24 protein-coding genes are annotated in these 26,273 nt (G+C 57.2%); 17 read left to right on the top strand and 7 right to left on the bottom strand.

Features of this window, described 5'->3' with window-relative positions; translation table 11 throughout:
- Positions 1-207 precede the first annotated feature (207 nt).
- From ACWPM9_RS03735 to ACWPM9_RS03710, 6 genes are read left to right on the top strand one after another with little or no spacing between them, the layout of a single operon-like run.
- Positions 208-1,536, top strand: coding sequence for a tetratricopeptide repeat protein (locus tag ACWPM9_RS03735; protein WP_484756800.1), 1,329 nt, complete (start codon positions 208-210; stop codon positions 1,534-1,536).
- A 28-nt stretch (positions 1,537-1,564) separates the two neighbouring features.
- Positions 1,565-2,047 (top strand): hypothetical protein, encoded by a 483-nt coding sequence (locus ACWPM9_RS03730; protein ID WP_428187606.1) that lies wholly within the window; start codon positions 1,565-1,567, stop codon positions 2,045-2,047.
- Between the two features lie 49 nt (positions 2,048-2,096).
- A complete protein-coding gene (locus ACWPM9_RS03725) occupies positions 2,097-2,900 on the top strand; it encodes a CE1 family esterase (protein WP_484756799.1) in 804 nt (267 codons plus the stop codon).
- 22 nt (positions 2,901-2,922) lie between these two features.
- On the top strand, positions 2,923-4,551 hold the full coding sequence (locus ACWPM9_RS03720; protein ID WP_484756798.1) for a thiamine pyrophosphate-binding protein: 1,629 nt from the start codon (positions 2,923-2,925) through the stop codon (positions 4,549-4,551).
- Positions 4,535-5,686 (top strand): OpgC family protein, encoded by a 1,152-nt coding sequence (locus ACWPM9_RS03715; protein ID WP_484756797.1) that lies wholly within the window; start codon positions 4,535-4,537, stop codon positions 5,684-5,686. Before ACWPM9_RS03720 ends, ACWPM9_RS03715 begins: the two co-directional genes overlap by 17 nt.
- 2 nt (positions 5,687-5,688) lie before the next feature.
- The gene (locus tag ACWPM9_RS03710; protein WP_484756796.1) at positions 5,689-6,906 is read left to right on the top strand and encodes a CaiB/BaiF CoA transferase family protein; all 1,218 of its coding nucleotides are present in this window, start codon (positions 5,689-5,691) and stop codon (positions 6,904-6,906) included.
- Between the two features lie 60 nt (positions 6,907-6,966).
- Here ACWPM9_RS03710 and ACWPM9_RS03705 read toward each other — a convergent pair whose 3' ends face one another.
- Entirely contained in the window at positions 6,967-7,191 is a 225-nt protein-coding gene (locus ACWPM9_RS03705; protein ID WP_484756795.1) for a DUF1127 domain-containing protein, read from the bottom strand.
- Between the two features lie 605 nt (positions 7,192-7,796).
- On the opposite strand from ACWPM9_RS03705, the gene ACWPM9_RS03700 reads away from it, so the two are divergent.
- The 3 genes from ACWPM9_RS03700 to ACWPM9_RS03690 all read left to right on the top strand — a co-directional run bounded on the left by ACWPM9_RS03700 (position 7,797) and on the right by ACWPM9_RS03690 (position 10,956).
- Complete coding sequence (locus ACWPM9_RS03700; RefSeq protein WP_484756794.1) at positions 7,797-9,368, top strand: bifunctional AfsR/SARP family transcriptional regulator/alpha/beta hydrolase; 1,572 nt, start codon at positions 7,797-7,799, stop codon at positions 9,366-9,368.
- 197 nt (positions 9,369-9,565) lie between these two features.
- Entirely contained in the window at positions 9,566-10,141 is a 576-nt protein-coding gene (locus ACWPM9_RS03695; RefSeq protein WP_484756793.1) for a cytochrome b, read from the top strand.
- A gap of 8 nt (positions 10,142-10,149) precedes the next feature.
- Entirely contained in the window at positions 10,150-10,956 is an 807-nt protein-coding gene (locus tag ACWPM9_RS03690; RefSeq protein WP_484756792.1) for a RibD family protein, read from the top strand.
- Here ACWPM9_RS03690 and ACWPM9_RS03685 read toward each other — a convergent pair.
- The 4 genes from ACWPM9_RS03685 to ACWPM9_RS03670 are packed head-to-tail and all read right to left on the bottom strand — an operon-like array spanning position 10,912 to position 14,157.
- On the bottom strand, positions 10,912-11,706 hold the full coding sequence (locus tag ACWPM9_RS03685; RefSeq protein ID WP_484756791.1) for a class I SAM-dependent methyltransferase: 795 nt from the start codon (positions 11,704-11,706) through the stop codon (positions 10,912-10,914). The genes ACWPM9_RS03690 and ACWPM9_RS03685 overlap by 45 nt on opposite strands.
- Positions 11,703-12,746 carry a glycosyltransferase family 4 protein gene (locus ACWPM9_RS03680; RefSeq protein WP_484756790.1) on the bottom strand — a complete coding sequence of 348 codons (1,044 nt, stop codon included), beginning with the start codon at positions 12,744-12,746 and terminating at the stop codon, positions 11,703-11,705. Before ACWPM9_RS03680 ends, ACWPM9_RS03685 begins: the two co-directional genes overlap by 4 nt.
- Positions 12,743-13,141 carry a 6-pyruvoyl trahydropterin synthase family protein gene (locus tag ACWPM9_RS03675; protein WP_484756789.1) on the bottom strand — a complete coding sequence of 133 codons (399 nt, stop codon included), beginning with the start codon at positions 13,139-13,141 and terminating at the stop codon, positions 12,743-12,745. Before ACWPM9_RS03675 ends, ACWPM9_RS03680 begins: the two co-directional genes overlap by 4 nt.
- Positions 13,142-13,155: 14 nt before the next feature.
- Complete coding sequence (locus ACWPM9_RS03670; protein ID WP_484756788.1) at positions 13,156-14,157, bottom strand: zinc-dependent alcohol dehydrogenase; 1,002 nt, start codon at positions 14,155-14,157, stop codon at positions 13,156-13,158.
- Between the two features lie 489 nt (positions 14,158-14,646).
- Here ACWPM9_RS03670 and ribA point away from each other — a divergent pair, with 489 nt between their 5' ends.
- The 3 genes from ribA to ACWPM9_RS03655 are packed head-to-tail and all read left to right on the top strand — an operon-like array spanning position 14,647 to position 17,303.
- The gene (gene ribA / locus ACWPM9_RS03665; RefSeq protein WP_484756787.1) at positions 14,647-15,753 is read left to right on the top strand and encodes a GTP cyclohydrolase II RibA; all 1,107 of its coding nucleotides are present in this window, start codon (positions 14,647-14,649) and stop codon (positions 15,751-15,753) included.
- Between the two features lie 6 nt (positions 15,754-15,759).
- Complete coding sequence (locus ACWPM9_RS03660; RefSeq protein ID WP_484756786.1) at positions 15,760-16,545, top strand: CDP-alcohol phosphatidyltransferase family protein; 786 nt, start codon at positions 15,760-15,762, stop codon at positions 16,543-16,545.
- Positions 16,542-17,303, top strand: coding sequence for an FkbM family methyltransferase (locus tag ACWPM9_RS03655; RefSeq protein WP_484756785.1), 762 nt, complete (start codon positions 16,542-16,544; stop codon positions 17,301-17,303). Before ACWPM9_RS03660 ends, ACWPM9_RS03655 begins: the two co-directional genes overlap by 4 nt.
- A gap of 8 nt (positions 17,304-17,311) precedes the next feature.
- Here the strand turns inward: ACWPM9_RS03655 and ACWPM9_RS03650 are convergent, their stop codons facing one another.
- Entirely contained in the window at positions 17,312-18,241 is a 930-nt protein-coding gene (locus ACWPM9_RS03650) for a lysylphosphatidylglycerol synthase transmembrane domain-containing protein (protein WP_484756784.1), read from the bottom strand.
- Between the two features lie 67 nt (positions 18,242-18,308).
- Between ACWPM9_RS03650 and ACWPM9_RS03645 the strand changes: the two genes are divergently transcribed.
- On the top strand, positions 18,309-19,958 hold the full coding sequence (locus ACWPM9_RS03645; RefSeq protein WP_484756783.1) for a sulfatase-like hydrolase/transferase: 1,650 nt from the start codon (positions 18,309-18,311) through the stop codon (positions 19,956-19,958).
- Between the two features lie 33 nt (positions 19,959-19,991).
- Here the strand turns inward: ACWPM9_RS03645 and ACWPM9_RS03640 are convergent, their stop codons facing one another.
- Positions 19,992-21,332, bottom strand: coding sequence for a lipase/acyltransferase domain-containing protein (locus ACWPM9_RS03640; protein WP_484756782.1), 1,341 nt, complete (start codon positions 21,330-21,332; stop codon positions 19,992-19,994).
- A gap of 810 nt (positions 21,333-22,142) precedes the next feature.
- Here ACWPM9_RS03640 and ACWPM9_RS03635 point away from each other — a divergent pair.
- The 4 genes from ACWPM9_RS03635 (at position 22,143) to ACWPM9_RS03620 (ending at position 26,216) form a co-directional block, all read left to right on the top strand.
- Entirely contained in the window at positions 22,143-23,186 is a 1,044-nt protein-coding gene (locus tag ACWPM9_RS03635; protein ID WP_484756781.1) for a helix-turn-helix domain-containing protein, read from the top strand.
- Positions 23,187-23,335: 149 nt separating this feature from the next.
- Entirely contained in the window at positions 23,336-24,037 is a 702-nt protein-coding gene (locus ACWPM9_RS03630) for a FadR/GntR family transcriptional regulator (protein WP_484756780.1), read from the top strand.
- 19 nt (positions 24,038-24,056) lie between these two features.
- Positions 24,057-25,259 carry a mandelate racemase/muconate lactonizing enzyme family protein gene (locus ACWPM9_RS03625; protein WP_428187585.1) on the top strand — a complete coding sequence of 401 codons (1,203 nt, stop codon included), beginning with the start codon at positions 24,057-24,059 and terminating at the stop codon, positions 25,257-25,259.
- Positions 25,260-25,292: 33 nt separating this feature from the next.
- On the top strand, positions 25,293-26,216 hold the full coding sequence (locus ACWPM9_RS03620; RefSeq protein WP_484756779.1) for a DMT family transporter: 924 nt from the start codon (positions 25,293-25,295) through the stop codon (positions 26,214-26,216).
- Positions 26,217-26,273: the final 57 nt, after the last annotated feature.

Raw genomic sequence — 26,273 nt, 5'->3', positions numbered from 1 at the left:
CTCGGCTCCTATTCGCGCGCGCGCTCTGAAATGTTACAGTCATGCGCCTGCATTTCGGCATTCCTGCTAATTTATGAATCCCCGTCCTGAAAAAACGGCAGCCGCTGTAACGAATGATCGGCATGCCCCGTACTGCTGCATATCGGCACTCGACCGATGTCATGGCTCCGGCGGCAATTGCCCGGGTCAGCTGAAGGGGAGAATATCATGCAGCGCGACGCCTATGAGTTGACGACCAGCACAGACAAAGCCGAATCTGTGCGGGCATTCGAAGATGCCGTGTATGGCCTCGCGACACACCGACCGAACACCGGTGCGGCATTGCAGGCTACGCTGCGCGCCGATCCCGATCATGTTGCGGCTCATGCTTTGAAGGGTTTTGCCAATCTCGTTCTTGCGCGCTCCGAATTGTCCCCGAACGCCACTGCAGCACTCGCCGATGCCCGCAAAGCATTGGCCAAGCGCAATGGCGGCACCGAAGACGAACGTATTCTCGTACATGCGCTGGAAGCGGCAGAAGCCGGCTCCTTCGTCCAGGCAATCGACCGTCTTGATGCCGGATTTGCTGACAAGCCAGCAACCTTCCTCCCGTTCAAGCTATCCCATTCCTTGCGATTTATGCTGGGAGACAGCGACGGCATGCTGGCTGCGGGCACGCGTGCAGTTAAACACCTCTCCCCCTCCAATCCCGGCGCCGGTTTCATTTTCGGCTGCCTTGCCTTCTCGCTTGAGGAGAAAGGCCGTTATGACGAAGCGCTATCCGCCGGCTACCGGGCAGTGGATCTGCAGCCGGATGATTCCTGGGGTCTTCATGCCGTCTCCCATGTCTTCGAGATGCGCGGACAAACACAAGATGGCATCGACTGGCTGGAAAGCAGCCGCACGGAATGGACCCGTTGCAACAACTTTTCCTTCCATATGGCCTGGCACCTCGCCCTTCTCCATCTCGAACGCGGCGACCATGATCGAGTACTGCAGATCTACGATGACGAGGTACGCCCGCAACAGACGGACGATTTCCGCGATATGGCCAATGCGGTCTCGCTGCTCTGGCGGCTCAATCAGGTCGGCGTCCATGTTGGCTCGCGCTGGAAGGATCTGGCAGAGATCGCCCGCACGCGCAGCCGTGACACGACATTGATCTTTGCAGCTCTCCACAATCTCACCGCCCTGATCGCCGTTGGCGATCGAGATGGCGCATCCGACTTGGTGGACGCTATTGAAAACAAGGCAAGCGGCACCGGCGATCAATCGCGTGTGGCGGCCGAAATCGGTGTGCCGATGGCACGTATGCTGGCGGGTCTTGGAACACCGGCAGATCGTCAGGTTCTGGATCGCATGATGATCAACCTGCCCAAAGTTGGCGGCAGCAATGCCCAGCGCGACTTCTTCGTACTTGCACTTGCCCAGGCCGTCGGCAGCAATGGCGACAGTGCAGGCGTCTCGCATATCGGCCAGCTACGCCGCCACCTGAAGGTGGAAGATAGACTGTTCAGATCCATTCAACAAACCGCCGTCATGAGCCTGTCGGCCTGACGCCAACCATTGAGAGAGGGGTAAGCAGATGAATATGATGACGATGGAAAAGTCGCCGGCATTTCCGGCAATCGAGCCCGGCCTGTTCAAGGCCATTTTGGCAGCGGGTCTTTCCGCCGATATTGCATGGGAAATATGGGCAAGGCTCATCACGCCGCTCTGGGTCGGTGGGCCTCTTGAACCCGCAGGGCTCGTGCAATCCGTTTTCGGCTTCAACAATCTTCTTTTGGCAGAACTCATTCACGCCATGGTCGGCATTATCTTCTACCCGATCGGCTACCTCTTCATTGCCCGACCATTGCAGCGCCTGATCGTGCCCGGATTGCCATTGCTGTTGACCGGCATTGGTTTCGGCATTGGCCTGTGGGTATTCGCGCTCTATGTCATGGCGCATTTGCTCGCCGGCTTCCCGGCATTTCTGGGCTTTATTCCCCTCACCTGGGCGTCGTTGGTCGGCCATGTCATTTTCGGGGTCGTGGTGGCATTTGTCATTCGCGCCTTTGGCAAGTGATCAACAAGCGGCTACGGTGTCTGCAAATTTTGCAAACACAGGAGGTTCCATGCTTTTGCGCTTGTGTTTGCTTCTCGTGACACTGGCAACCGCATCATCAGCACTCGCCGCCGCGCTCTGCGGCGGCGATGTGCCGTGCCAGGTGAATGGTGGCGACTATCGAATAGAATTGCCAAAGGATGGCGACACGAGAGGCGTCTACGTCTTCTTTCACGGCTACAAGTCATCGGCGAAAGCGCAGATGAAGCATCGCCAGTTGATCGACATGGCACATGCCCATCACCTCGCATTTGTTGCGATCGATGGTGTGAACGGCAACTGGGCCTTTCCAAATTCGCCCGGTAACGGTCGCAACGAAACCCGCTTCATCGCAGCCGTCCTTTACGATCTCGATCAAAAATTTGGCTTTACGGCAAACAACACCGTCATTGGCGGCTTCTCGATTGGCGCATCCATGGCCTGGTATACGGCCTGTCAGCAGGGGGAGAGGGTAGCGGGCATGGTGACCTTTTCAGGCGTCTTTTGGGACCCATTGCCAAGTCCGGAAGATTGCGTGGCGAAACTCCCGCCGATGGTTCATTTCCACGGCACAGCCGACCGCACATTTCCTTTGAAAGGGCGCGCAATCGGTCCAAACAGTCGCCAGGGCAATACCTATGAGAGCGTCGCAATCTATCGCGAACGGGCTGAGTGCGACATGACCGAGGCTCACAAGACGATGCTAGACGGCATCGAATGTGACGTGGCGCCGTGTCTGCGTGGAAACAGCGCCCTATGCATTCATGGCGGCGGCCATACTGTTCGGGACGACCTTCTGGGCGCAGGGCTGACGACGATCGGTTTTCCCGAGTGAAGGCAAGAATTGAATGAACACAATGGATCTTACGACGAAGTTGGACCGGGTAGCCGATGTAGTCGCCCGCACATTGCGCAATCACGGCGTCACGGAAGCCTTTGGCATGCCCGGTGGCGAAGTGGTCACCTTGATCGATGGACTGGTCACTGCTGGCATCCACTTTCATCTCGCCCGCCACGAAACGGCAGCGGCCATCATGGCAGCCGGCGCAAGCGTGATCTCCGGTCGCCCTCAACTGCTGGTCACGACCGTCGGCCCGGGCCTAGCAAATGCAGTCAACGGGATTGCCGATGCAGCGCAGGAGCATGTTCCGCTGATCGTCATTTCCGGCATTGTCGACCGACCGACGCGCGCCCGCTATACCCATCAGGTGATTGACCACGCACAGATGCTCAGACCGCTGGTGAAGGCATCTTTCGAAATCGAGCCGGAAAGTGCAGCTTCCACAATCGCCCGCGCACTCGCCATCGCCTGCACCCATCCCATGGGCCCGGTCCACCTCGACCTCTCTCCAGCATCGGCCGCCATGGCTTCCGGCAAGCAGAAGGCAATCGCGCCGCCAACTGTCCTTCACCCCCGAATTTCCGCGAGCGACCCTGCAATCGATGCATTGCGGAACCGTATTCACAGAGCCGAGCGACCGATCATCATCGCGGGCTTTGAAGCAGCTCGCAGTGGAGTCGAAACGGAACTGTCGGCGCTGGCCGAAAAGATCGGTGCGCCCGTCATCACCACCTACAAGGCCAAGGGGCTGATATCGGAAGATCATCCCCTCGCCCTTGGCGGCGCCGGTCTCTCGCCGAGGGCCGATGCGATGCTGCTGCCGGTGATCAATGATGCCGATCTCGTGCTTGCCATCGGCTATGATCCGATCGAGATGCGGTTGGGCTGGCTCGATTTTGTCAATGATACCGAAAAGCTGGTGGAGATAACCTCCACCCCTGCCGATCACGCCATGCACCACCCCGCAACACGCATCATCGCCGATATCCGCTCCTATCTCGGCGCCCTGAACGAGACACTTTCCACTCGCAATACATGGGCAAATGCAGAGCCGCAAAGACTGAGGGCAGAACTTGCTTCCGCCTTCGCGACATCCGACGCCTGGGGTCCGCATGCCATTGTCGATGTGCTGCAGGCTCAAGCAGGCGCGAACGCGATCGTCACAGTCGACAGTGGCGCGCACCGCATTCTGCTATCTCAGAAATGGATAGCAAAGCGGCCGCTGACACTCCTTCAATCCGCAGGCTTTTGCACCATGGCAGCCGCCCTGCCCCTGGCAATAGGTGTGGCCGCCGTCGCCCCCGGGAAGCGTGTTTTTGCGGTGATGGGCGATGGCGGACTGGAAATGGGCATCGGCGAACTGGCGACCCTGCGCGATCTCGGCCTGCCGATCACAATTGTTCTGTTCCAGGACGAGAGCCTCGCGCTGATCGCATTGAAACAGGCATCCGCTCAGCTTGCGTCAGAAGGTGTGAAGCTCGGAAAAACAGATTTTGCAGCGGTTGCTCAAGGCTTTGGCGGCAACGGTATCAATGTGGAGACAAAGCATGAACTTCGTGACGCGCTTGCAGCGACCACAGCCCGAGACGGCTTCTCCCTTATCTGCTGCAGATTCGACGCAAGGGCCTATGACGGCGCATTCTGAAGCAACACTCAGCCAGAACAAGCCGACACGCCGTCCACGCGATCCCCGGCTCGACTTCTTCCGCGGCATCGGCATGCTCATCATTTTGCTGGCGCATGTTCCGAATGATCCCTGGGCTCTCTGGATACCTGCCCGCTTCGGCTTCTCCGATGCCACTGAAATGTTCGTCTTTCAGTCCGGCATGGCCTCCGCGCTTGCCTTTGGCACGCTCTTCGACCGGCAAGGTTTGCTGGCCCTGACAGGCCGCATCCTGCACCGCATCTGGCAGATCTACTGGGCGCATATCTGCGTCTTCGTCACGGTTGTGGCGCTGATGTCGTTTGCCGGAACACGGCCTGACGGTGCCAACTATCTTGGAACGCTGAACCTGATCCCCTTCGTCGAAAACCCTGCGGCCCTGCTGGCCTCTCTGCTGACCCTCACTTATGTGCCGAACTATTTCGACATCCTGCCGATGTATATGGTCATTCTGGCGTTGCTACCCATGATGCTGATGGCAGAGCGGGTGCATGCCGCTTTGCCCATCGGCCTGATGATCGGGATTTGGCTCGCCACCCAATTCGGTTATCCGCATTTCCCGGCCGAGCCATGGTCGAACAGGGAATGGTTTTTCGATCCGTTCGGCTGGCAACTTCTGTTTTTCAGCGGCTTTTTCCTGATGCGAAAGACCATTCCTGCGCCCGGTTTCAACCCATGGCTCATGGTGCTGGCCCTTGTCCTGGTTTTTGCAACCATCCCCTTTGCCTGGTATCGCACGCTCGACTGGTATCCTGAGCTGCGCGAGATTGCCAACGCGCTTGGCCCCCTGACGAACAAGAGCCATTTCGGCATATTGCGCTTCGTCCACTTCCTGGCCCTTTGCTACATCGCAGTTAATGTCGTCGGCAAAAACGGCAAATATCTGCGCGGTCCACTCGTCAGAGTGATCTCTGTCATTGGACAGCAATCTCTCGCCGTTTTTGTCACAAGCATGGTACTCGCCCAGATTATCGGCATCGCGCTCGACTACACATCGCGCTCCCCGCTGCCGGTTGCACTGGCCAACCTTGCAGGGTTCGGCGTCGTTATCATCACCGCCTATGCGGTGCGCTGGTTCAAGCTCGCACCTTGGGCGGACGTCACCAAAAGGAAATGACAATGGTCGAGAAACCCCGGACGCCGGCAAGCCTCGAAGGCCTGCGCATTCTCGACCTCTCCCGAATTCTGGCAGGTCCGACGGCAGCGCAGCTTCTGGCTGACCTGGGTGCCGACGTCATCAAGGTCGAACGACCGGGCGTGGGCGATGACACAAGAAGCTGGGGGCCGCCCTTTGTCCCAAATCCTGATGGCAGCGACAGTGACCTGAGCGCATATTTCCTGTCGGCCAACAGAAACAAGCGCTCCATCGCCATCGATCTCGCAACAGATGAGGGCGTCGATCTGGTGAAACGCCTGGTCGCCATTTCTGACGTGGTCATCGAGAACTACAAACCCGGCGACCTTGCCAGACGCGGTCTTGGCTATGAAGACATCCGGGCGGTCAAACCCGACATTGTCTGGTGCGCGATCTCCGGATTTGGCCAGACAGGCCCCTATGCGGACCGGACCGGCTATGACTTCCTGATTCAAGCCATGGGCGGCATCATGAGCATCACAGGCGAGCCTGATAGTGCCGGTGGCCGCCCGCTCAAGGTTGGGCTCGGCATCGCCGACGTGATGTGTGGAATGTATGCGACGACGGGCATTCTGGCTGCACTTCGCCATCGCGATCGAACCGGAGAGGGTCAATATATCGATCTGGCACTCTACGACAGCCAGGTGGCCTGGCTGATTAACGCTGCAACCAACCATCTGGTGTCTGGCAAGGTACCGGGTCGCATCGGCAATCGACACCCGAACATCGCCCCCTACCAGACCTTCAGGACGGCCGACGGCGACATCGCGGTCGCCGTTGGCAATGACACCCAGTTCAAGCGTTTCTGCGCAGCAATCGATGCGCCTGATATGGCAGAAGACCTACGCTTTCGAAGAAACCGCGACCGGGTGATCAATATCGACGCGCTGGACCAGCGCATCACCCGCCTACTGGCGACGGATACAGCCGAAAACTGGGAAACCCGCTTGCTCACGGCCGAAGTCCCAGCAGGTCGCGTTGCGACCATCGATCAGGTTTTGTCCAACCCGCACACCCGTGCGCGTGAGATGGTGGTTGAGCTTGAGCAGGCAGATGGTGAAACCGTCAGATTGCTCGGAAATCCGCTGAAAATGTCGGCCACCCCGGTTCGTTTCCACCGGCCGCCACCTCATATTGACCAGCACCACGCCGAAATTGTTTCACTTCTGGAGCAACAGGAGCAAGGACGAGAAAGACGATGACGGCGAGGCCAGCTTTCAAGCCGACCCTGACTTGTCTGTTTGTCAAAGGCCGCCAGTTTGTCAGAATACTGTCTGGCGACGCAACGCAGAGAGTACATCGGAGCGCGTGATCCCGACATCTTGCAGCAGATAGTCAGGCATGCCCGCCAACTGCTGATAATCGCGACGGGCGCGAAAATGGGCAGAGACCTTGCCCGCCATCTCGCGTAATTTTCCACTCAACGAAGGCGCAGCAGGCTCCTCGTAAAAGCTGTCAAAATACCGGACTAAATCGACTGATGCCATTTCAAAATTCCTTATGGATGCGTTGTGACGTGCCTTTCGAGAAAGGACTTGCAATCAAGTGCCGGTCCCGAACGGATGAAGAAGAGTGTTGTTGTCTGCAGCTGTTCTAGCCCCATATTGTCCCCTCGACCTGTGCTGGAGGTCACAGGTCGAGGGGACAATCATCGGCTTCTGGAAAGAGTTGTCGGAAGGCCTGGAGGAACCTTCCGACAAATGGCGGGTATCTTGGCCGCTGCTCGGCACCCCCCGCGAAATTGGGCAACACAAAAAGACGCTTCTCATGCCGCGAAGGACAGACGAAGCTCTGAGCATCTGCGCTCAGAAATCGTTCGACGCACTTAATCTGAACGACATTGGAGCGACTTCGCTGTGATGGAAATCACAGGCGCCTCACCGTCGATGTCGTATTTTCAACTCTGCTGCTGAACAGGCTTGGACAGCAAGATGCGGCTCACACACACAGAATTGACGTGGTTACCAATTGCGATGCCGCTGTTTTGAATAGGCTCATCAGAACCCATGTGGCACTGCACCGTTGTTGTCACCGTTGTAAGGGCCGTGATAAAATCAATAGAAACCCGTCGTGGTACGGATTTGAGGCGTGAATGCGAAACCAGATTCAGATCTCGCTGCTCGGCGAACTGCGAGTGACAGCTGCTGGACGAGAGATCAGCCTGCCGGCGTCCCGCAAGGCCCGCGCTTTGCTTTCTTTCCTCGTTGCGACCGGACGCCCCCATCGGCGCGAGCGCCTATGCGAACTGCTGTGGGACTTGCCAGATGACCCCAAGGCAAGTCTCCGATGGGCCCTCAGCAAATTGCGAAAGGTCGTGGACGCGCCGGACTCCTTGAGAATTCTGGCTGACAGGGAAAGGGTGAACTTTCAACTGGACGGCGTTGACGTCGACATCAGGAATATTCATTCGCGGTTGCGTCCGGATGCTGGCCCGATCTCGGTGGAGGATCTTGAGGACATGGCACGCAACCTCGAACGCATTTTGCTGGACGGTCTCGATGGCGCAGGAGACGACAGCTTTGACGCGTGGCTGATGGCCGAACGCGAGGATGCCCGTGCCGCTCGTTTTGAGGTGTTGCGGCGTTTGGTGTCTCACCCCGAAGCCAGTGCGATCACAGTTCAGAAATGGCTGCGCCGCTGGCGCGAGGAAGATCCTGAAGGCGTTGATGCGTTTGAAAAATCCAACGCCAGTCAGAGCCAATCAAGGCTGACGGACAAAGCCCTAAATCAACAGCTGTTGTCGTCGCATATCTCTGCTGCGACGGCGTCGCGCGAGAAGAAACAACGCCCACGCATTTCCGCGAGAGGCAGCGCGCTGAGAAACCAGCGTATCGGTTTTTGCGATGTGCGAGACGGCACCAAGATTGCCTATGCGACTGTGGGCTCTGGTCCACCGCTGCTCAAGGCTGCAAACTGGCTCAACCACCTGGAATTTGACTGGTCGAGCCCCATCTGGGGGCGTAGTTTTGCAGCCATCGCCAGAGATCGCACATTCATTCGCTATGACGAGCGTGGCTGCGGCTTGTCCGACTGGGATGTGAACGACCTCAGCTTCGATGCCTTTGTCGAGGATCTGGAGGCGGTTGCCGACAAGCTTGGCCTGGAGCGCTTTCCCCTTCTCGGCATTTCACAAGGCTGCGCCGTCTCCATCGAATATGCCGTGCGTCATCCCGAAAGGGTCAGCGGTCTGATTTTGATCAGCGGCTATGAGGCTGGCTGGCGCCATACTGCCACACCGGAAGAACAGGCGAGACGCGAGGCCGTTTTGACACTCACCGAGCTCGGTTGGGGTACCGACAACCCCGCCTATCGGCATATATTTTCGCAGACATTCATGCCCGAGGCGAGCGCCGCCGATCTGCAGTGGTTTGACGAGTTTCAGCGGCTGACGACCTCACCGAAGAATGCGGCCCGTTTTCAGGACGCCTTTGGTTATATCGACGTGCGGGAACGGTTAGCTGACGTCAAAGCCCCGACAATCGTGCTGCATTCCAAATACGACCAGAGAATTCCGATCGAGCTTGGACGTGCGGTCGCGGATAAAATACCGGACGCCCATTTTGTGCCGCTCGAAAGCCGCAACCATATTCTCGTCGATCACGAGCCTGCCTGGAAGACCGCTCTGGAAACCGTCGGTCGTTTCCTTATCGAGAAAGGAATTTGAAGCAGCTTGACTGAGCATGCTGCGTAAATGACTGGAGTTGCACGCAAACACAGGATCGTGCACGCAGCGACATTTACCAGAAGCTGTATCACAGATAACGTCAACCGCCCGAACACTGCGCTTCAGCGCGGCATGCCCCGTTAACGGTTGTGCAGCCATGGCAGCGAGGCGATCATCAAAGAACTATGGAGAGCCAATTGTCAGAGAACGTGAATGTCGCCACATCGGCAACGGATAAGACCGATCCCCATCCTCTGCCCCCTGGCGAGCGCTATCACGGTGCCTCCAGAATTCTGCACTGGATCGTGGCATTACTGGTTCTTGCCACCTGGCCGCTGGGCCTATTCATCGGTTTCACCAAGAACGAGGTCAAGCTGGACTTTTATCTCGTCCATGAAAGCCTTGGCTTTCTTGTCCTCTGGGTCATGCTTTTGCGCATTGGCACCAAGCTGACAGTCGGTGCGCCACCTTCAGAAGGCCCGATGCTTGAACGTATGGCCGCCGGCAGCGTTCACGGACTTCTTTATGTCTTCCTTATCCTGATGCCAGTGAGTGGCTTCCTTGCCACCAATGCGCACGGCTTTCCGCTGCAGTGGTTCGGTTTCATCCCCGTCTGGAGCCCGATCGGCAAGACGCCGGATATTGCAGGGGCACTTTCCGTCATTCATGCAACGAGCGCATGGATCCTTTTCGGACTGTTTGCGTTGCATATTGGTGCCGTTCTGCTTCATCATGTCATCAAGCGGGACAAAACGCTCTACCGGATAATTTAGGAGCGGCTATGCGCAAGGTCGATTTGACGGACGATTGCTGGGATTTGTTGCTGCGTCTGAAAGATGGGGCCGAGATCTCCCTTTGTCCGTCAGATTCGGCTCATGCGCTTTACGGCCCGATCGCATCGGCAAGAAACAAATTTGTGCTCGCACAGGTCGGTCAGTCTCTTGACGGTCGGGTCGCCACACCATCGGGAGATGCCCGCGACATATCTGGCCCCGATGGCCTGGCCCATCTTCATCGTTGCCGCGCCCTGGTGGATGCCGTGATCGTGGGTGTTGGCACCGTCAAAGCGGATGACCCACGCCTCTCGGTTCGAATGGCAAAGGGCAAGGATCCGGTGCGTGTGATCATCGACTGTCGCGCCGAGTTGAAAGGCGATGAAGGCATCTTCACCGATGGGGGGGCTACGGTCCTGATTTTCCAGAGCAGCGAAGCTCCTATGAAGACCTATCCAAATGCTGATGTGATCCGGTTGATGCCGGATGAAAACGGACTGTCACCGCAGGATATTCTTTCAGCACTCGCCGACCGAAACTTGAGCCGAATTCTTGTCGAGGGTGGTGCACGGACGATTGCCCGCTTTATCGACGCGAATCTCGTCAACCGGCTGCACGTCGCAATCGCCCCCATCATCATAGGGTCGGGGCCAAGCGGAATCACCCTTCCCCCCATCGACAAATTGTCGTCTGCCCACCGGCCTGCCACCGAGACTTATACGCTCGGCAGCGACATCGTTTTCGATTGTCTGCTGAAATCGGACATCCCCTTAGCCCGGCAGAGCGAGAAGATCTGCATGGCCGACCTCGCATAGGCTTCCATTTGCCTCAATGACGGAAAGGCGGAACGCCAGCCAGTCATCGATTTGTGCATTCGTCAGATGTTCAATCTCACGCAGAGGCTGAGCCACCCCGTTGAGAAATACTTCCTGAAGTGAGGCCTCAGCCGGACCCATTTTCCATGGACTATCGCCGATTGTGACCCGGTACCCTCTCTGCTCGAACTGCTTGGCAAGGCATGACGTCGCATCCGGACCGAGCGCCACGCCGAAACCCTTGTCGGTGCGCTGATGGCTGTTGAAGCCTTCCACCACCTCCTGATCCAGAGAATGCGCAATGCTCCATCGCATGACACCATCATAGTTGAGCGCCGCATAGAGCCCGCATGAGCGTGCGGCCATGAGATCAGCAAATGCCGAAGAGAAATCCTCGGAACACAGGTCGAACAGGGCCGATGCGGTCACCACCGAAATGCCATCGACTGGCAATGAGGAGAGATCCGTCAGATCCTGTTGACGAAATTGCACCTCGGAACGCGAACCAATGCGCCGCTCCGCTTCATCAAGCAAGTTTTGATCGTAATCGAGCAAAAGCCAGCTCTTTACCTGAGGTAAATCTCTTGAAAGCGTTCGCCATGTCGAACCTGTGCCACAGCCGATATCCATCAACCGGGCCTGATCGACGGCGTCCAGATAACTCGAAAGCTGCGCGACAAGCTCCGGGTCTCTCGCCGCTTTGTCTACCGGTTCGCGAAGCGCAAGCCAGTCCTTGTCAAATCCGCTCACGCTTTTATCTCCAGTGTGCTTGAAATAATGCTTGCCGTCTCGTCCCAGCCAGGAAGCTTTGCGCCGGCAAGCTGTGACGCCTTAGCCCGCCTTTGACGCTCATCGGGGTCCGACAGCAGCCGACGCAAACCAGCCGCAAATGCAGACACGTCATCGACCGGAACAAGGATGCCAGCATCTTCCGGCACAACATCCGGAATAGCCCCGGCGCTGCAGGCCACGATCGGCAAGCCGTGGGAAAGAGCCTCGGCGAAGACCATTCCGAAACCCTCATACCGGCTGGCGAGCGCAAATATGTCTGCATTGGCCAGCAACTCACGTGGGTCATTACATTCGCCGGGCAAAGTGACACGCTCCCCCAGCCCGAGCTCCTCAAGCTGACGATCAAGTTCCACCGTCGTCTGCGCGTTGAGTGCCCGGCTGCCGACAATGGTCGCCGTCCAGTCCAGATCCTCAACCTGCTTCAACGCAGCCAGCAAGATGTCGTGTCCCTTGCGAGGCGTAAGTGTACCAATCGAAATGATATGTGGAATGGACCTGTCGCCAATCGAAGCGGAGGCAGGGTCAGTGCCGGGAATAGCCACCGTAATGCGATCCTGCTGCACGCCATAATGAGACGATAGCTCGCGGGCCGTCATGGGAGAGGTGACTATCACGTGTCGGGCATGCGAAAGGGCCTTCACTTCACTCGCGTGAAACATCTCTCGCTGCGCTTCATCGAGTCCCGTCTCAAGCGCCAAAGGATGATGCACCAGCGCAACAAGTCGAAGTCTCTCGGCCTCACGCTCGGCCCAGTCGCCGAGCACGCCGAACGCAAGACCGTCCAGCATCACCAGGTCACCGTCCGCTAGCGCCGACAAAGCCTCTTCCGCGGAGTGCCGGGTGTCATCCGTTGGAAACGGAAACCCGTCGCCCAAACTCAGCGGACGGACATCCCATCCAAGTTTATCGAGGCCACGGATCACCCGGCGATCATAGGCGAAACCGCCGGTATTCAGATCGAGCTTGCCCGGATAGGCAAAAAACAGGGTACCGCTCAAAGATCGGCCTCGTAGGAACCGCGGGCCGTGTGAGACTCATGCAATGTGATCTTCAGCTTGCAGATTCGGTGGCTGCCGGGACCGAGTTTCTTGTTGGCAACGGCATTGGCGAGCTGGTCGAAGATATGTTTGGCAATCACTTCCGTTGTCGTAACCTTACCCTTGAAGACATCGACTTCATCGAGATTTGAGTAGTTGAGCGGCTTGAGCACCGCACTTAGAACTTCCATGGCTGCGCCGATATCAACCGCCAGCCCGTCTTCATCGAGATCGCGTGTATAGAACGCAGCATCGACCACGAAGGTTGCTCCATGCATGGCTTGGGCTGGCCCAAAAACCGGGCGGGGAAGGCTATGGGCGATCATGATGTGGTCGCGAACTTCAACTGCAAACATGGGTTTCACTTTCTTCAGTAACGTATGCGGTGACAAAGAGTTTGAGGACTTGCCAGAATACCGGGATAGGCGTCGGCAAGGTTGGCGAAATCCGTTTCGCCGGAGATGAGAATATCGAGACGATCATCGCAAAGCAGGTCCAGAGCCTTGCCGAGCCGTCGGCCAAAATTCCAACGCACCCGCCTGGCCGCCGGCACAGAACCAACCTGAGAACTGATGATGGACAGTCGCTTGGAATGGAACGCGCCGCCGAGCGGTAAGCTCGCCGATTTCTCGCCATACCAGCTGGCCTCGACAAGTCTGGCCTCCTGACCCGCATGCTCGAGCGCTTGCGCCAAGGCTTCAGGCGCGCCGGATGCGTTGATCAATATGTCGAATTCACCTTCCAGACGAGCGCTGGAAGCAAACGGAACACCTAAACGCCTGGCAAGATCGGCTCGGTTGCTATCACGATCTATCAGAAGGATATCTGCTCCCGGGATCGATGAGCAAATGTAAGCGACAAGCGCACCCACCACACCCGCGCCAAAGACGGCGACGCGATCACCGGGGAGTACGCCTGCATCCCACACGATGTTAAGCGCTGTCTCCATATTGGCAGCAAGCACGGCACGGCTGGGCGGAAGAGCATCCGGCAAGACTGTAACCATCGCTTCTGGCACCACAAAAAGATCCTGATGCGGGTGAAGACAGAATACGGGCTTTCGATGCAACGCACCTGGCCCGTCGATCACTTGGCCAACCGCCGCATAACCATATTTTACAGGAAAGGAAAATTCGCCAGCCATATTGGGCCCGCGCATGCGTTCAACCTCCGAAGCGGGAACCTTGCCATTAAAGACAAGCGACTCCGTACCACGGCTGACGCCGCTGAAAAGGGTCTTGACCAACACTTCGCCATCGCCAGGTGAAGAGATCGTCTCCTCGCGCATCGCGCATTGCTGGGCGGCGGGAATCCAAAATGCACGCACCGCGTGCTTCTGCGCCCTATCGATATCGGGGACCTCGTTGGTCAAACACTCTCACCTTTCGTTGATGCGCATTGCATGGCGACCTGCGGACTATCAAATAACATGAGACCAGCCTGTGTCGCACGTCACAGCGCCTGCCGCGGCAAACATGATGTAGTGCACATCAACACAACGTCCAGCGTCGGCAATGGCGCAAACTCGAAGAAGGTGAGAGGCCCATGCCCAGAGCTCCACGCAAAATGCGCTTCCACCGCGCGGCATGCACCCGTGACTTGACAAACCACGGTCCTCTCACGTCCAGAGCAACCGCTGCAATCGGAGCGTTATCACTTGATGCGCCATAACGTACACGCATCAACTTGGACTGATGTGCAAAAACTTGGATTTTCCGTGCAGGTCGCAAGATTGACCTCGCGAAAAGTTGAAAGATCGGTCTACACCCCGCTCTGTTCGTACGAGCGAGCTGCGTTATTTAACACCGAATTCGCAACTTGTAGCAGCTCATGCGCTCAATCGATTTTAGGAGATATGTCAATGTCAAAGGCTGACAACTTCGGTTTTCAGTTTGCAACGCCGGCCATGAAGGTGGAACGCGCAGTGTCCGAACTGCGCTTTGGCCGGCCGGTGGCTTTGCAAAGCGGCGACACTACACTTGCAGTACTGGCCCTCGACTGCGTATCTCCTTCCATCTACGCGCAGTTTGCAAATGCGACTGACAACAAGCACTCGCTTTTATTAACCGCGCCACGGGCGAAGCGTCTCGGTATCGATGCACTGGGCGACATCTCTGTTCCGCTGTCAGACATCTCCTTCGAGCAGGCATCCCGCCTGTCCTACGCAAGAGGCGTACAAGCGCCATCACAATGGCATGCAGCAAATCCGCTGGTCAGTGCATCCGCAGAACTCGCACGGCTTGCACTGTTGCTCCCCGCAATGGTTTGCGCAGACATCACCGACACCGCGTCCCGCTTCGAAGGTTGCTGCAGGCTTGATCATGGCGATCTGCAGGGTGCCGATACGGCGCGGCAGAGCTTCGACAAGGTCGTACGCACAAGAGTGCCGCTGAAGGATCTCGGAAACGCGGACTTCGTGATCTTCCGCGGCGGTCTCGCCCAGAAGGATCAGGTCGCGATTATCGTCGGCAAGCCGGATCTCACCAAAGCAGTGCCCGTCCGCATCCATTCGTCCTGTTTGACCGGCGACCTGTGTGGTTCGTTAAAGTGCGATTGCGGCGATCAGTTGAGAAACGGCCTGGCTTTGCTGAAGCAAGCTGGCGGCGGCGTGTTGCTCTATCTCGATCAGGAAGGCCGAGGCACCGGGATTGGCGCCAAGATGCGCGCCTATGGCTATCAGCATGAAGGCCTGGATACGATCGATGCCGACGCCGAACTGGGCCTCGGTCCGGATCACCGACGTTATGAAGCTGCGGTCGCAATGCTGCAGCTACTCGATATTCGAAAAGTCATCCTCTACACCAACAATCCGACCAAGATTGCCGGATTGCGAATGGGGGGTATAGACGTCGATGCACGTGCGCCCGTCACCGGACGTGTAACGGCAGAAAACGAGAATTACCTTCGTACAAAAGCCATACGGGCTGGCCACCTTCTCGATATTCAGTCAATCGTCGCAGCGGAGTAAACAGCGATGGCACAGTTTGATCAAACGATATCGGTATTGCCCAAGCGCGCCACTGGCCGCTGGCCGGTACAGCCGAATCTGCTGACCAATACTTTGTCGGTTCTGGGCGCGGTCTTCTTCAGCGCCTCCGCGGCCTATGTCCTGCTCGCATCGCACCTGTCGCTCGGCCCCAAGGTGTTCGCGTCCGCAGCAGCTCTTCTTCTGCTGATCTTTACAATTGTGATCTATGCCCTCCCGCACCATCCCTATGTGCGTTTTGGCTACGCCAATCTGGTCACTGCAGTGCGCGCCGCAATCACCAGCATTGTCGCAGCACTCGTCGTCTTTTCTCTGGATATCTATTGGCAGGCTACACTGCCATGGGTCTTGGTCGGCCTGGTTGTCGCAGCGTTGGTGCTGGACGGCGTTGACGGTTATCTCGCACGTCGCCTCAGACAAGAATCGACCCTTGGCGCACGCTTCGACATGGAAATCGACGCCCTTTTGATCATGGTCCTGTCTGTGGCAGCGATGGCCCTCGGCAAGGCCGGTTGGTGGGTCTTGCTTATCGGCCTCATGCGCTATGGCTTCTTGGTTGCTCAATGGGCAATCCCGACGTTGCGCGGAGAGTTACCGTCGTCGCTGCGCCGCAAGATAGTCTGCGTCGTGCAGGGCCTTGCCCTCTGCTTTGTCCTGACACCGTTCGTCACAGTTCTGCAGTCAACAGCAATCGCCGCCATAGCCCTTGGACTGCTGGTCTATTCCTTCACCGTCGATACGGTCTATCTCTTCACGCACAGGGCAAGCGCATGACGGCAATATTGCGCCACCTGAACACGGCCGTCGGCATGACACGCTCCCTGGTGGTATACTATGGCCAGCCCTGGCGCAGGTCGGCGCTGAAAACCTTCTACCGCGATCTGGTCTCCCCCGGAGATCTGGTGTTCGACATCGGCGCGCATGTGGGTAGCCGCAGCAAGACCATGCTCTCGCTTGGCGCAAAGGTCGTCGCTGTGGAGCCTCAACCGGCATTTGCAGACCTGATCGCAAAACATTTTGCATCGCAGCTGAAGGGTTTCGAACGCGTGGCAGTTGGTGCCTCTGAAGGCGAAATCACCCTCAATATTTCAAGCCGTCATCCGACTGTCACCAGCATTTCGAGCCAGTTTATCGAGCGCGCAAAAACAGTGGGCAGTTTTAGCAACGTTGTCTGGGATCGCCAGATAAAGGTCCCCATGACCACGCTCGACGCGCTGATTGCACGCTATGGCAAACCGGCCTTTTGCAAGATCGACGTTGAAGGCGCTGAAGCGGAGATATTGAAGGGACTGAGCGAGCCCTTGGCCCTGATCGCCTTCGAATACATTCCAGCGATGCCATCGATTGCAAAAGAATCCATCGACCGGCTGGCCTTACTCGGTGATTACCGGTTCAACAGAGTGGTCGGAGAACGGCATCAGTTCCTCTATACGCACTGGAAGAACGCTGACGAACTGCTGTCCGATTTGTCGGAACTGACAGCGGATAGCCCATCCGGAGACATCTACGCCCGGCTCCGGCTGGTCGAGTAATGTCGCGCCTAGGCCTGGCCGATACGTCCGCGCAGCAGGGATTGAACGATAAAGAACAGTCCTGGAAGGGCAGCTCCCGCAATGGACAAAAGTCCGTAGAGCAGGCTTGCAGACAGGCCTTGAGCGCTGGTGAAGCCGAACAGCGGCCACAGAGCGGCAGCAGCAGCCTCGCGTGTGCCCCAGCCACCCACGCCAGCAGGGATCAGCATCGTCAACAGGCAAAGCGGGATTGCCGTCATGGCAGCGACCACCGGCAGCGTCGCGCCAACCGCATCAGATGCGATCAGGAACGTCGCGACATAACCGGCCACAATCAAAACGCTCAAGCCCACCTGGACGCGCAGCGCACCACCCTGCCAGAACACGGCAGCCAGATCCGGCTTCAACCGCCTGAACCGCTCAAACAGATTGCTCCGCCAGAATACGGTTCCAAGCGTGGCACACCCGACAAGCAGCAACACAAATATCCAGACCAGCACCGCAAACCCATCGGGAAGATGATCCGACAGAAGCAAGGGCCATGCAAAGAGGCCAAGGCCGATCAGAAAGAAGAAGGCAACTTGTCCCGACAGCCTCTCCAGCAGCACCGCAGTTGCAGGCCGCTTCCAGCCGCCGCTTTCGTCGGTTCGGTTGCGATAGGCGCGAAACGCATCACCCGCCATACCTCCCGGCAGGAGCTGGTTCAAAAGGCTGCTCACATAATATTCGCGTATAGCCAGCGACAGCGAGATCTGGTGATCAAGTCTCTTCGCCGTGAAGCGCCAACGAACCGCCGAGAGAACGATCTGGACCTGTACCACAATCAGCGCCGCAACCACGGACGTGATCGGAACCTCGCGAAAAGCCGCCAGAACACTCTCCGGTTCCACAAAAACGATCAGAGCCGCCAGAATAGCGGCGCAGATCAATATCGCCGGAATTGCGAATTTGAGGTTCATCGTATTTTTTTCCTGAATGCGGCTATGCCCGCAACTTCTAATAAGTCAGAATTTGGAGACTGCCGTCATGCCGCGAAACGCAATGGCCGACAACACCGTGCAACACAAGTTGCACAAAATTATCATTCCCGTTGTCGTGACCGTTGTCATTGCGTTTGTGGGCCTCACCCTGCCCGATCATCCAGGCGCATTCCGCCCACATGTTTTCCTGCGCTTTCCGCTGGAGATACCTCTTTTGCCTCTTGCCTTGCTGCTGTTGCCCCGCAGGCTAGGAACACCATTTGCCGTCCTGACAACGCTCGTCGTTTTCACCTCGCTGTTTTTGCGGATCGCCGATATCGGCGTTCAGTCGGCTTTCCAGAGGCGCTTTAATCCCTACCTCGATATCAAAATGCTGTTCGACGGCTGGAATCTGCTGTCGGGAACCATTGGCGCGTGGCAGACAGCCTTGCTGATCGCCCTGGTTCTGACCGGCTTCATCGGACTGGCGATCACATTTTTCCTCGCGCAACGCCGCATAGCGATTGCCCATCCCCGGCAGAAGAGAACTCTGGCGATCCCGTTTGTTGCTATTCTCGCGCTCGGGACTGCCGTGTGGATGTCCGGCACGAGCCTTGGGCTTGGCGGCATCGCGGACGCGCGAGCCGCCTCTTACCTTGAGGCGAGACTATCGCTGGTGGCCAAATCCGTTGCTGATATGCACGTTTTCGAGCAGCAGCTCGCCGCCGAAGAGGCGGAGGGTAACGCGGTTGAAAAAAGCCTCTTTCAAGGCATTCGCGGACGTGATGTTGTGCTGGTCTTTGTCGAGTCCTATGGTCGAAGCGCGATTGAAGATCCGCGCTACAGCAGCCTGATCAGACCGCGACTTCAAAGCGTGGAGCAACAGCTCGACGCTGCGGGCTTTGCCTCGGCAACGACATGGAGCCGCTCGCCAACTGTTGGCGGCTTGAGCTGGCTCGCCCATGGCACATTCCTGTCAGGTCTCTGGGTCGACAGCCAGGCACGTTATGACCGGTTGATGATCAGCAAACGGCCAAGCCTCAACCGGCTGTTTCATTGGGCGGGCTGGAAAACGACAGCAGTCATGCCGGCCATTTCCATGGATTGGCCGGAAGCGGATTATTTTGGCTACGATCAGGTCCTTGCAGCCAAGGACCTTGAATATAAGGGCAAGCCGTTCAACTGGGTCACCATGCCGGACCAATATACCCTGTCTGCTTTCGACAAACTGGCGCGTCGACCGGCAAACCGTCAGGGCCAACCGGTGATGGCGGAAATCGCACTGATTTCCAGCCACGCCCCCTGGACGCCGGTGCCGACGCTGATCGATTGGAATGACGTGGGCGACGGTACCGCTTTCAATGATCAGGCCACCAGCGGCGACACGCCCTCTGTCGTCTGGTCAGATCACGACCGGGTTCGCAAGCAATATATCGAGACGATCGACTATTCGCTTCAAACACTCGGCGATTATGTCGCACGCTTCGGAGACGACGCGGTCTTCATCATTCTCGGCGATCACCAGCCGGCAGCCATTATCACGGGTCCCGACGCATCACGCGCGGTCCCGCTGCACATCATCAGCCGCGACAAAAAGCTGATCGCAAAATTTGCCCATGATGGCTTCGGCCCCGGCATGACCCCGGCCGCCGACCTGCCGGAGCAGCCGATGGATAAGATGCGCGATCTGCTAGTGAAAAACTTCAGCGATCCGTAAGCCAAGCGTGGCGCACTGACGGTTCGGCGGCGTTCACCGGGCGAGCACGGGGACCGACAGTGTTGCTTGCCGCGTTTCCATACCTTCAGCCGACAGTGTTGCGGTGAACGTGAGTGGACCGGCAACCATTCCCGTATCGATCGTGGCCGAAAAAGATTGCTCCAGCGGACTTGTAGGATCGGATGCTTGCGGATCGGAGATGGGTGCGACGCTGATCTCTGTTCCGTCCGGTCGCACTGCAGATATGTCGATAATACGCGCATCAACCACATTGCCGGCATCCAGCCGAACATGGACCGAAACCTTGACGGTCGACCCTGCGCGGTATGCCGGCTGATCGGCAGTGACTGACACGCCAATGAGTTCGACGAGTTCGCCAACGGATGTGAGGACAGATGTGCGTTCCCGCACCGGCACGTCACGAAGGGCCTGATCGGCACCCCTGGCCAATGTTGCCACGACAAACTCCTGCACGGAGGTTTCATTCAGAATGGATTCGTGTGTTGCGAAGCTGGTCGGAAAGGTTACACGCTTTCGTAAAACGGCGCTATCGCGCGCCACTGTGCCGTCGCCCTCCCAGCCTGTGTGAATGACAAATTGCGCCTCAGACCCGCTGGCATTGAGCGAATATTGCACCGGAGTGCGCTGATCATCTCCCACGACTAGAACGTCTTCAACGGAGGCGGGCAGTGCTCTTGCGATGAGATCGTTTAGTCTGGCCTGACGATCGGACAGATCAGACAGATCCGGTAGATTATCTCGATCAACGGCGCTCCAGTTCAAACGGTTCCAAGCTGCTGCGTCACGCGCGTCAAATCCATCGGCCGAGGAGACGCTGTCACCACAGCACCCGCGATAGCGCGGCATGAGTTCGAACATGGACTGAAATGTGAGAATGGTACTGCGAAACCCGTCCAGTCCGCCCATTAAGATATTGGTTGCCCCCCAGCCATTCTGCAGGAGATCGAACACCTCAACCGATCCGCGCCAAGGCGTGGCGGCGCTGATCAGGTGATCTATGCGATCTGCACCGCCTTCATCCAGCGCGTAGGCCCGTGCCACCAGACCGCCGAAGCTGTGGGCGACCAGGTCGAAACGCTGGCCATCAGGCAGCCTGCGATCGACAAAATCAGCGAGCTCTTTTGCATTATCGAACGCACTCAGGCGCCAATCATAATCGAACAGAAAAAGCGTTTCCCCTTCGCGATACCCCTCCTTCTTCAGGCGTTCGATAAAAGGAGCATAAACATCCTGCGTATAGACACCCAGGTAGGATATCTCCCGGATGAGACCGCAAGGTTTGATAGCATCCGGCTTGCCACTGACAGCCAGTTCCGGGAAGCGGACGATGGCGTCAACGGTCCCCCAGACCACCGTCTCGTTGCCGGAAGCGTCATTGCTGCAGAGTCTCGAGCCCTGAAGCCCGGGGACGAACACCAAGGGACGTTCTGGCCGAACCACAGCGGACTGCGCGAATGCTGGAATACTTTGCGGCGTTAGACCAAGCAGGGTTGCAAGCCCGATGCACAAAGTGCCCAACAATGCGGGGAAGCTAGAATGTTTACGATTACGCATATGATGCCACCAACTCGGTTAGGTCTGTATTCTATCGATAAACGGTTGCAGCCCTGATGACGCCTGACCTTGTCGCAAGGGCATAAATCGTTCTTTGAAATGCAGTCGAATGAAAATGTCACGAAGGACGCGATCAAAAGCGGTCGCCTTTCAGCCTGCTTTCAGGAGGCAAATACAACAAGCATCTGTGGTGTAGGGCGTGACGAGCGTCACTCCCCGAATTGTATCTCCGGCACCGACTTGACCTGTTACGCGCCTGGAATAACAAAGCGGTTCCCCATCTTTGACACAGCGCCCGTCCGCACATAATGCAGCCCCAATATCCATGACCGCAGCCTCACTCCAGTGAGGCCCAGTCAGTGTGCACCGTAACACAATAAATGGTTTCAGATTGACAACGATTAGGCCAAAAAGCCTATGGAACAAATAGGGGGCGATCGAATAGAATACGTACCACGCTGCTATTTGCAGGCTCGCGATTTCGAAGAAACCGCCGACATTACGTAAGCTTTTTCCTATATTACAACGGTGATTACCACGCCTTGCGTGCTAGCCGCACAATCTGAAGAATTCCTCCCGCTCTGTTGCGGGCCAGAATGTGGTGTCGCCGTGAGAGCACTGATTAAAGACATTGAGGAGCCGGAAACGGTCCTGCCAGAACAACGCTTTACCACGCTTGCAAAGCGTAAGACCGAACAATGGGACTATTGGCGCGAAATCAGTGCGCCAATTGCGGAAGCCCGCCCCGCGACCAACGATAATGACGGATTTTCAGCAACGCTCATTGGTCATGATTTCCGAAAGCTGCACATCGCCACCATGGACTACGACGCGATGCAATATCGCCGAACCTCTCAGCATGTCCAGCGGATGGAGCTGGATCACTGGCAGCTGGTATTGCGCAAGACCGGTAGCGAGATCAGTTGCTCCGGCAACCGTGTACTGCAAAGCCATGCGGGCAGCCTGGACCTTCGATCCTATGTCCGACCGATCTCTGCAAACGCTAGCGCCGGAAGTGTGATCTGCATCTGGCTCGCTCGAGATAACTTCCCGGAGCTTTCCACTTCACTCGATGCAGCAAGCCACCGCGCAATTAGCGGCACCATGAAACCTGTCCTGCAGGAATTCATCCTGTCTCTCGAGCGACATAGGGCAACGCTGACCCTCGAGGATATTCCATCCGTAGCAAGCTCTTTCTCTGCGCTTCTTGCCGCATCACTCAGGCAGACCCAAGACACTCTTGAAGACGCATCCTTGCCGATATCGGCTGGCCTGCTCGAACTGGCGCGCAAGCATATCGACGAAAACCTTGCATCTCCCGAGCTGGGATCAGATAGCCTATGCAAAGCCTTGAAGATCTCGCGGCGCAAGCTCTATTATCTCTTCCAGAACAGCGGCGGCGTTTGCAAATTTATCCGCAATCGCCGTTTGGCTGCCTGCCACAATGCGCTTGAAAAAATTACTGATCGAAGAATGATCAGCACCATCGCCTATGACTACGGCTTCACGGACACAGCGCATTTCAGCCGCATGTTTCGCACGCGCTATGGCTACAGCCCAAGGGACGCACGCGAGATTGGCAATTCCGGCAAGATGCCAAACCGCTCAAAGCCAACGACCTTCATGCAATGGCTGCTTCAAGTCGACGGTTAAGGGTTGTCATCTCGAAGTGAAGCTGACGTCAAAGGGACCCCGCCGGGTCCCTTTTTTGTTGCCCGAAATACCAGATTGATCTTGGCGAAAATAAAAACCTGTACTACAGGTTTTTCAATTCTGTAGGATTAATTGGGTCTGGAGATAACATGATTGAGCCTGTTTCCGGTGACCGCGTTGCCATTGCGGTGGGGCAGATATCGAGCCTCATACGTGATAACCAGCTTAAAGCCGGCGACAAACTGCCATCGGAAGCGACGCTCACCGACAGCCTCAACGTTTCGCGAACGGTGATACGGGAAGCCTTGCGCTCGCTGGCGGCAATGCGGCTAGTCGACCTCGGCGTCGGCAAGCGCCCGACAGTCGCCGAACTCGATGACAGTTCGATCGCCATGACGTTCCGCCACGGCGTGACGACTGACCAGATCGATATCCGCCAGATTTACGACGCGCGACGGACCATTGAGGCGAGGACAGCAAGCCTTGCTGCCCTCAGGCGCAGCGATGATGAGGCAATTCAAATTATTGCCCACGCACGCGCCATGCAAAACAGTCTCGATCGCCCGGAAGTGGTCATGGAGCACGACCTGGCACTGCATACGGCAATCGCCAAAGCCTCGCGCAATCCGGTTTTCGCACTCATCATCGGCGCCTTCCGTGGTGTCATCGTCGAAAGCTGGCCAATTGGCTGGAAAGCACGATCAAGCGATGTCGAACGAGACGCCATGAACCAGTTGCACCTCGATCTTGCCGAAGCAATCTCGGCCGGTAATCCCTTGGTCGCTGCCTCAATGATGGAGCGACATTTCGACCTCAGCCTCAAGGCACTCGCGGTCGCCGGTCTCACCTGAATAATAAAATGGAGTTCCTATGAAAATCACCGGCATTGAAACGGTGCGCATTGCCGAGCGCGCCAACCTGCTCTGGGTTCAGGTTCATACAGACGAAGGCATCACAGGTCTGGGCGAAACCTTCTTTGGTGCAGAGACCGTTGAAGCCTATGTACATGAATATATCGCACCACGCGTCATCGGCCGCGATCCTCTGGAAATTGACCGGCTTTCGGCAGATCTTGTTGGCTATGTCGGCTTCCGCTCGTCCGGGGCAGAAGTGCGCGGTAACTCCGCCTTTGATATCGCGCTCTGGGATATATTCGGCAAAGCAACCGGCCAGCCGATTGCGCAATTGCTCGGTGGTTTTACCCGAAAGGAAATCCGCACCTACAACACTTGCGCCGGGACTGAATACATCAAGAAGGCGACCGGCCAGACCACAGCCAATTTCGGTCTGTCCAAGGGCAGCGACTACGACGACCTGAATGGCTTTCTGAACCACGCAGACGAACTCGCCCAATCCCTGCTGGAAGAGGGCATCACGGCCATGAAGATCTGGCCCTTCGATCCGGCAGCCGAAAAGACGCGCGGCACATATATTTCGTTGACCGACCTGAAACAGGCACTGGTACCATTCGAAAAAATCCGTGCAGCTGTGGGCGACAAGATGGATATCATGGTGGAGTTCCACTCCATGTGGCAACTTCTTCCCGCCATGCAGATTGCAAAGGCGCTGACACCGTTCCAGACCTTCTGGCATGAAGATCCGATCAAGATGGACAGTCTTTCAAGCCTCAAGCGCTACGCCGAAGTATCGCCGGCGCCAATTTCTGCCTCCGAGACACTCGGTTCGCGCTGGGGCTTCCGGGACTATCTGGAGACCGGTGTCGCAGGCGTAGTCATGCTCGATATAAGCTGGTGCGGCGGCCTGTCGGAGGCACGCAAGATTGCCTCGATGGCGGAAACCTGGCATCTGCCGGTTGCACCTCATGATTGCACGGGGCCAGTGGTGCTCTGTGCCTCGACCCACCTTTCGCTGAATGCACCGAATGCGGTCTTCCAGGAAAGTGTGCGTGCCTTTTACCGCACATGGTACCGCGACCTTGTGACGGCTCTTCCAGAGGTGCGCAATGGCATGATAACGGTGCCTCCGGGAGCAGGCCTTGGGATGGAACTGAACCCCGATCTGGAGCGCGCCTTTACCGTCAGTCGCAGACGGTCCGACGCGACCACGCTCTGAACAATTTCGGCTTAGCCATCTGGGAGGATATGAATGGCCAGCACCACCGAGACCGACAATTTCGCGGCGCGTTTGGCGCCTGTTGCCGGGCCAGCGATCATGCTTCTGGGCATGTTCATGTTTGCCCTCAATGATGCCATGGGCAAATGGCTGGTGGCCAGCTATGGGCTGGGCCAGGTGGTGCTGATCCGCAGCGTTGCCGCTCTGTTGATCCTGTCGCCATTTCTATGGCACGCGGGCCTGAAACCGATCATCAGCGCCGAGAGACCTCTCATGCAATTCGCAAGGGTTGCCTTCTCCACAGGCGAGGTCTTCTGCTTCTATTACGCCGTAATGTACCTGCCTCTGGCGGACGTGATGACATACTGGCTGGCCGCGCCTATTTATGTCGCCGCCGCCTCCCCGCTCCTGCTCAAGGAGCAGGTGGGCTGGCGCCGTTGGACAGCAATCTCGTTTGGCTTCATCGGCGTGTTGATCACGCTTGAACCGTCCAGCGCAATGTTCACCATGCCGGCCATCATCTCGATCGTGGGTTCGGTCGCCTTTGCATTTATGCTTTTGACTGGTCGAACATTGCGGGGCACTCCGGACAAGACACTCGTCTTCTTCCAGCTTTTGGGAGCAGCCATTGCAGGCCTGATCTTCGCACCCTTCAACTGGGCTCCGCTGAACTCCTCAAGCGAGATACTGCTGCTATGCCTGCTCGGCGTTGTCGCCATGCTGGCCCACATGCTGGTCAATCGTGCCTTGAAGATCTCGGATGCCGCCACCGTGGCACCGCTTCAATACACGCTTCTCATTTGGGCAATCATCTTCGGCTGGATGTTCTTCGGTGATCTGCCGCGCACCACCATGCTGGTCGGTTCAGCGCTGATTATCGGTTCCGGCCTCTTTATCTTCTTCCGGGAGCGCCAGTTGAAGGCTCGGGACACCGTTCTGCCGGCAGTACCTGAATAGATGTTCCAAAGCGCCCGCCAAGTCTCGGGCAGAGACAAAAAAGCCCGCAGCGGTTTC

The sequence above is a fragment of the Agrobacterium sp. H141 genome, assembly GCF_057158725.1.
This window is presented reverse-complemented; position numbering and strand designations above follow the sequence as displayed.

Excerpts from the sequence above, each read along its gene's own strand:
- ACWPM9_RS03630 (WP_484756780.1), top strand. The coding sequence starts at position 23,336 with ATGATTGAGCCTGTTTCCGGTGACCGCGTTGCCATTGCGGTGGGGCAG.
- ACWPM9_RS03705 (WP_484756795.1), bottom strand. The coding sequence starts at position 7,191 with ATGGCATCAGTCGATTTAGTCCGGTATTTTGACAGCTTTTACGAGGAG.
- ACWPM9_RS03645 (WP_484756783.1), top strand. The coding sequence starts at position 18,309 with ATGCCGCGAAACGCAATGGCCGACAACACCGTGCAACACAAGTTGCAC.
- ACWPM9_RS03690 (WP_484756792.1), top strand. The coding sequence starts at position 10,150 with ATGCGCAAGGTCGATTTGACGGACGATTGCTGGGATTTGTTGCTGCGT.
- ACWPM9_RS03725 (WP_484756799.1), top strand. The coding sequence starts at position 2,097 with ATGCTTTTGCGCTTGTGTTTGCTTCTCGTGACACTGGCAACCGCATCA.
- ACWPM9_RS03715 (WP_484756797.1), top strand. The coding sequence starts at position 4,535 with ATGACGGCGCATTCTGAAGCAACACTCAGCCAGAACAAGCCGACACGC.
- ACWPM9_RS03660 (WP_484756786.1), top strand. The coding sequence starts at position 15,760 with ATGGCACAGTTTGATCAAACGATATCGGTATTGCCCAAGCGCGCCACT.
- ACWPM9_RS03730 (WP_428187606.1), top strand. The coding sequence starts at position 1,565 with ATGAATATGATGACGATGGAAAAGTCGCCGGCATTTCCGGCAATCGAG.
- ribA (WP_484756787.1), top strand. The coding sequence starts at position 14,647 with ATGTCAAAGGCTGACAACTTCGGTTTTCAGTTTGCAACGCCGGCCATG.
- ACWPM9_RS03720 (WP_484756798.1), top strand. The coding sequence starts at position 2,923 with ATGGATCTTACGACGAAGTTGGACCGGGTAGCCGATGTAGTCGCCCGC.
- ACWPM9_RS03710 (WP_484756796.1), top strand. The coding sequence starts at position 5,689 with ATGGTCGAGAAACCCCGGACGCCGGCAAGCCTCGAAGGCCTGCGCATT.
- ACWPM9_RS03655 (WP_484756785.1), top strand. The coding sequence starts at position 16,542 with ATGACGGCAATATTGCGCCACCTGAACACGGCCGTCGGCATGACACGC.
- ACWPM9_RS03620 (WP_484756779.1), top strand. The coding sequence starts at position 25,293 with ATGGCCAGCACCACCGAGACCGACAATTTCGCGGCGCGTTTGGCGCCT.
- ACWPM9_RS03675 (WP_484756789.1), bottom strand. The coding sequence starts at position 13,141 with ATGTTTGCAGTTGAAGTTCGCGACCACATCATGATCGCCCATAGCCTT.
- ACWPM9_RS03650 (WP_484756784.1), bottom strand. The coding sequence starts at position 18,241 with ATGAACCTCAAATTCGCAATTCCGGCGATATTGATCTGCGCCGCTATT.
- ACWPM9_RS03700 (WP_484756794.1), top strand. The coding sequence starts at position 7,797 with ATGCGAAACCAGATTCAGATCTCGCTGCTCGGCGAACTGCGAGTGACA.
- ACWPM9_RS03625 (WP_428187585.1), top strand. The coding sequence starts at position 24,057 with ATGAAAATCACCGGCATTGAAACGGTGCGCATTGCCGAGCGCGCCAAC.
- ACWPM9_RS03735 (WP_484756800.1), top strand. The coding sequence starts at position 208 with ATGCAGCGCGACGCCTATGAGTTGACGACCAGCACAGACAAAGCCGAA.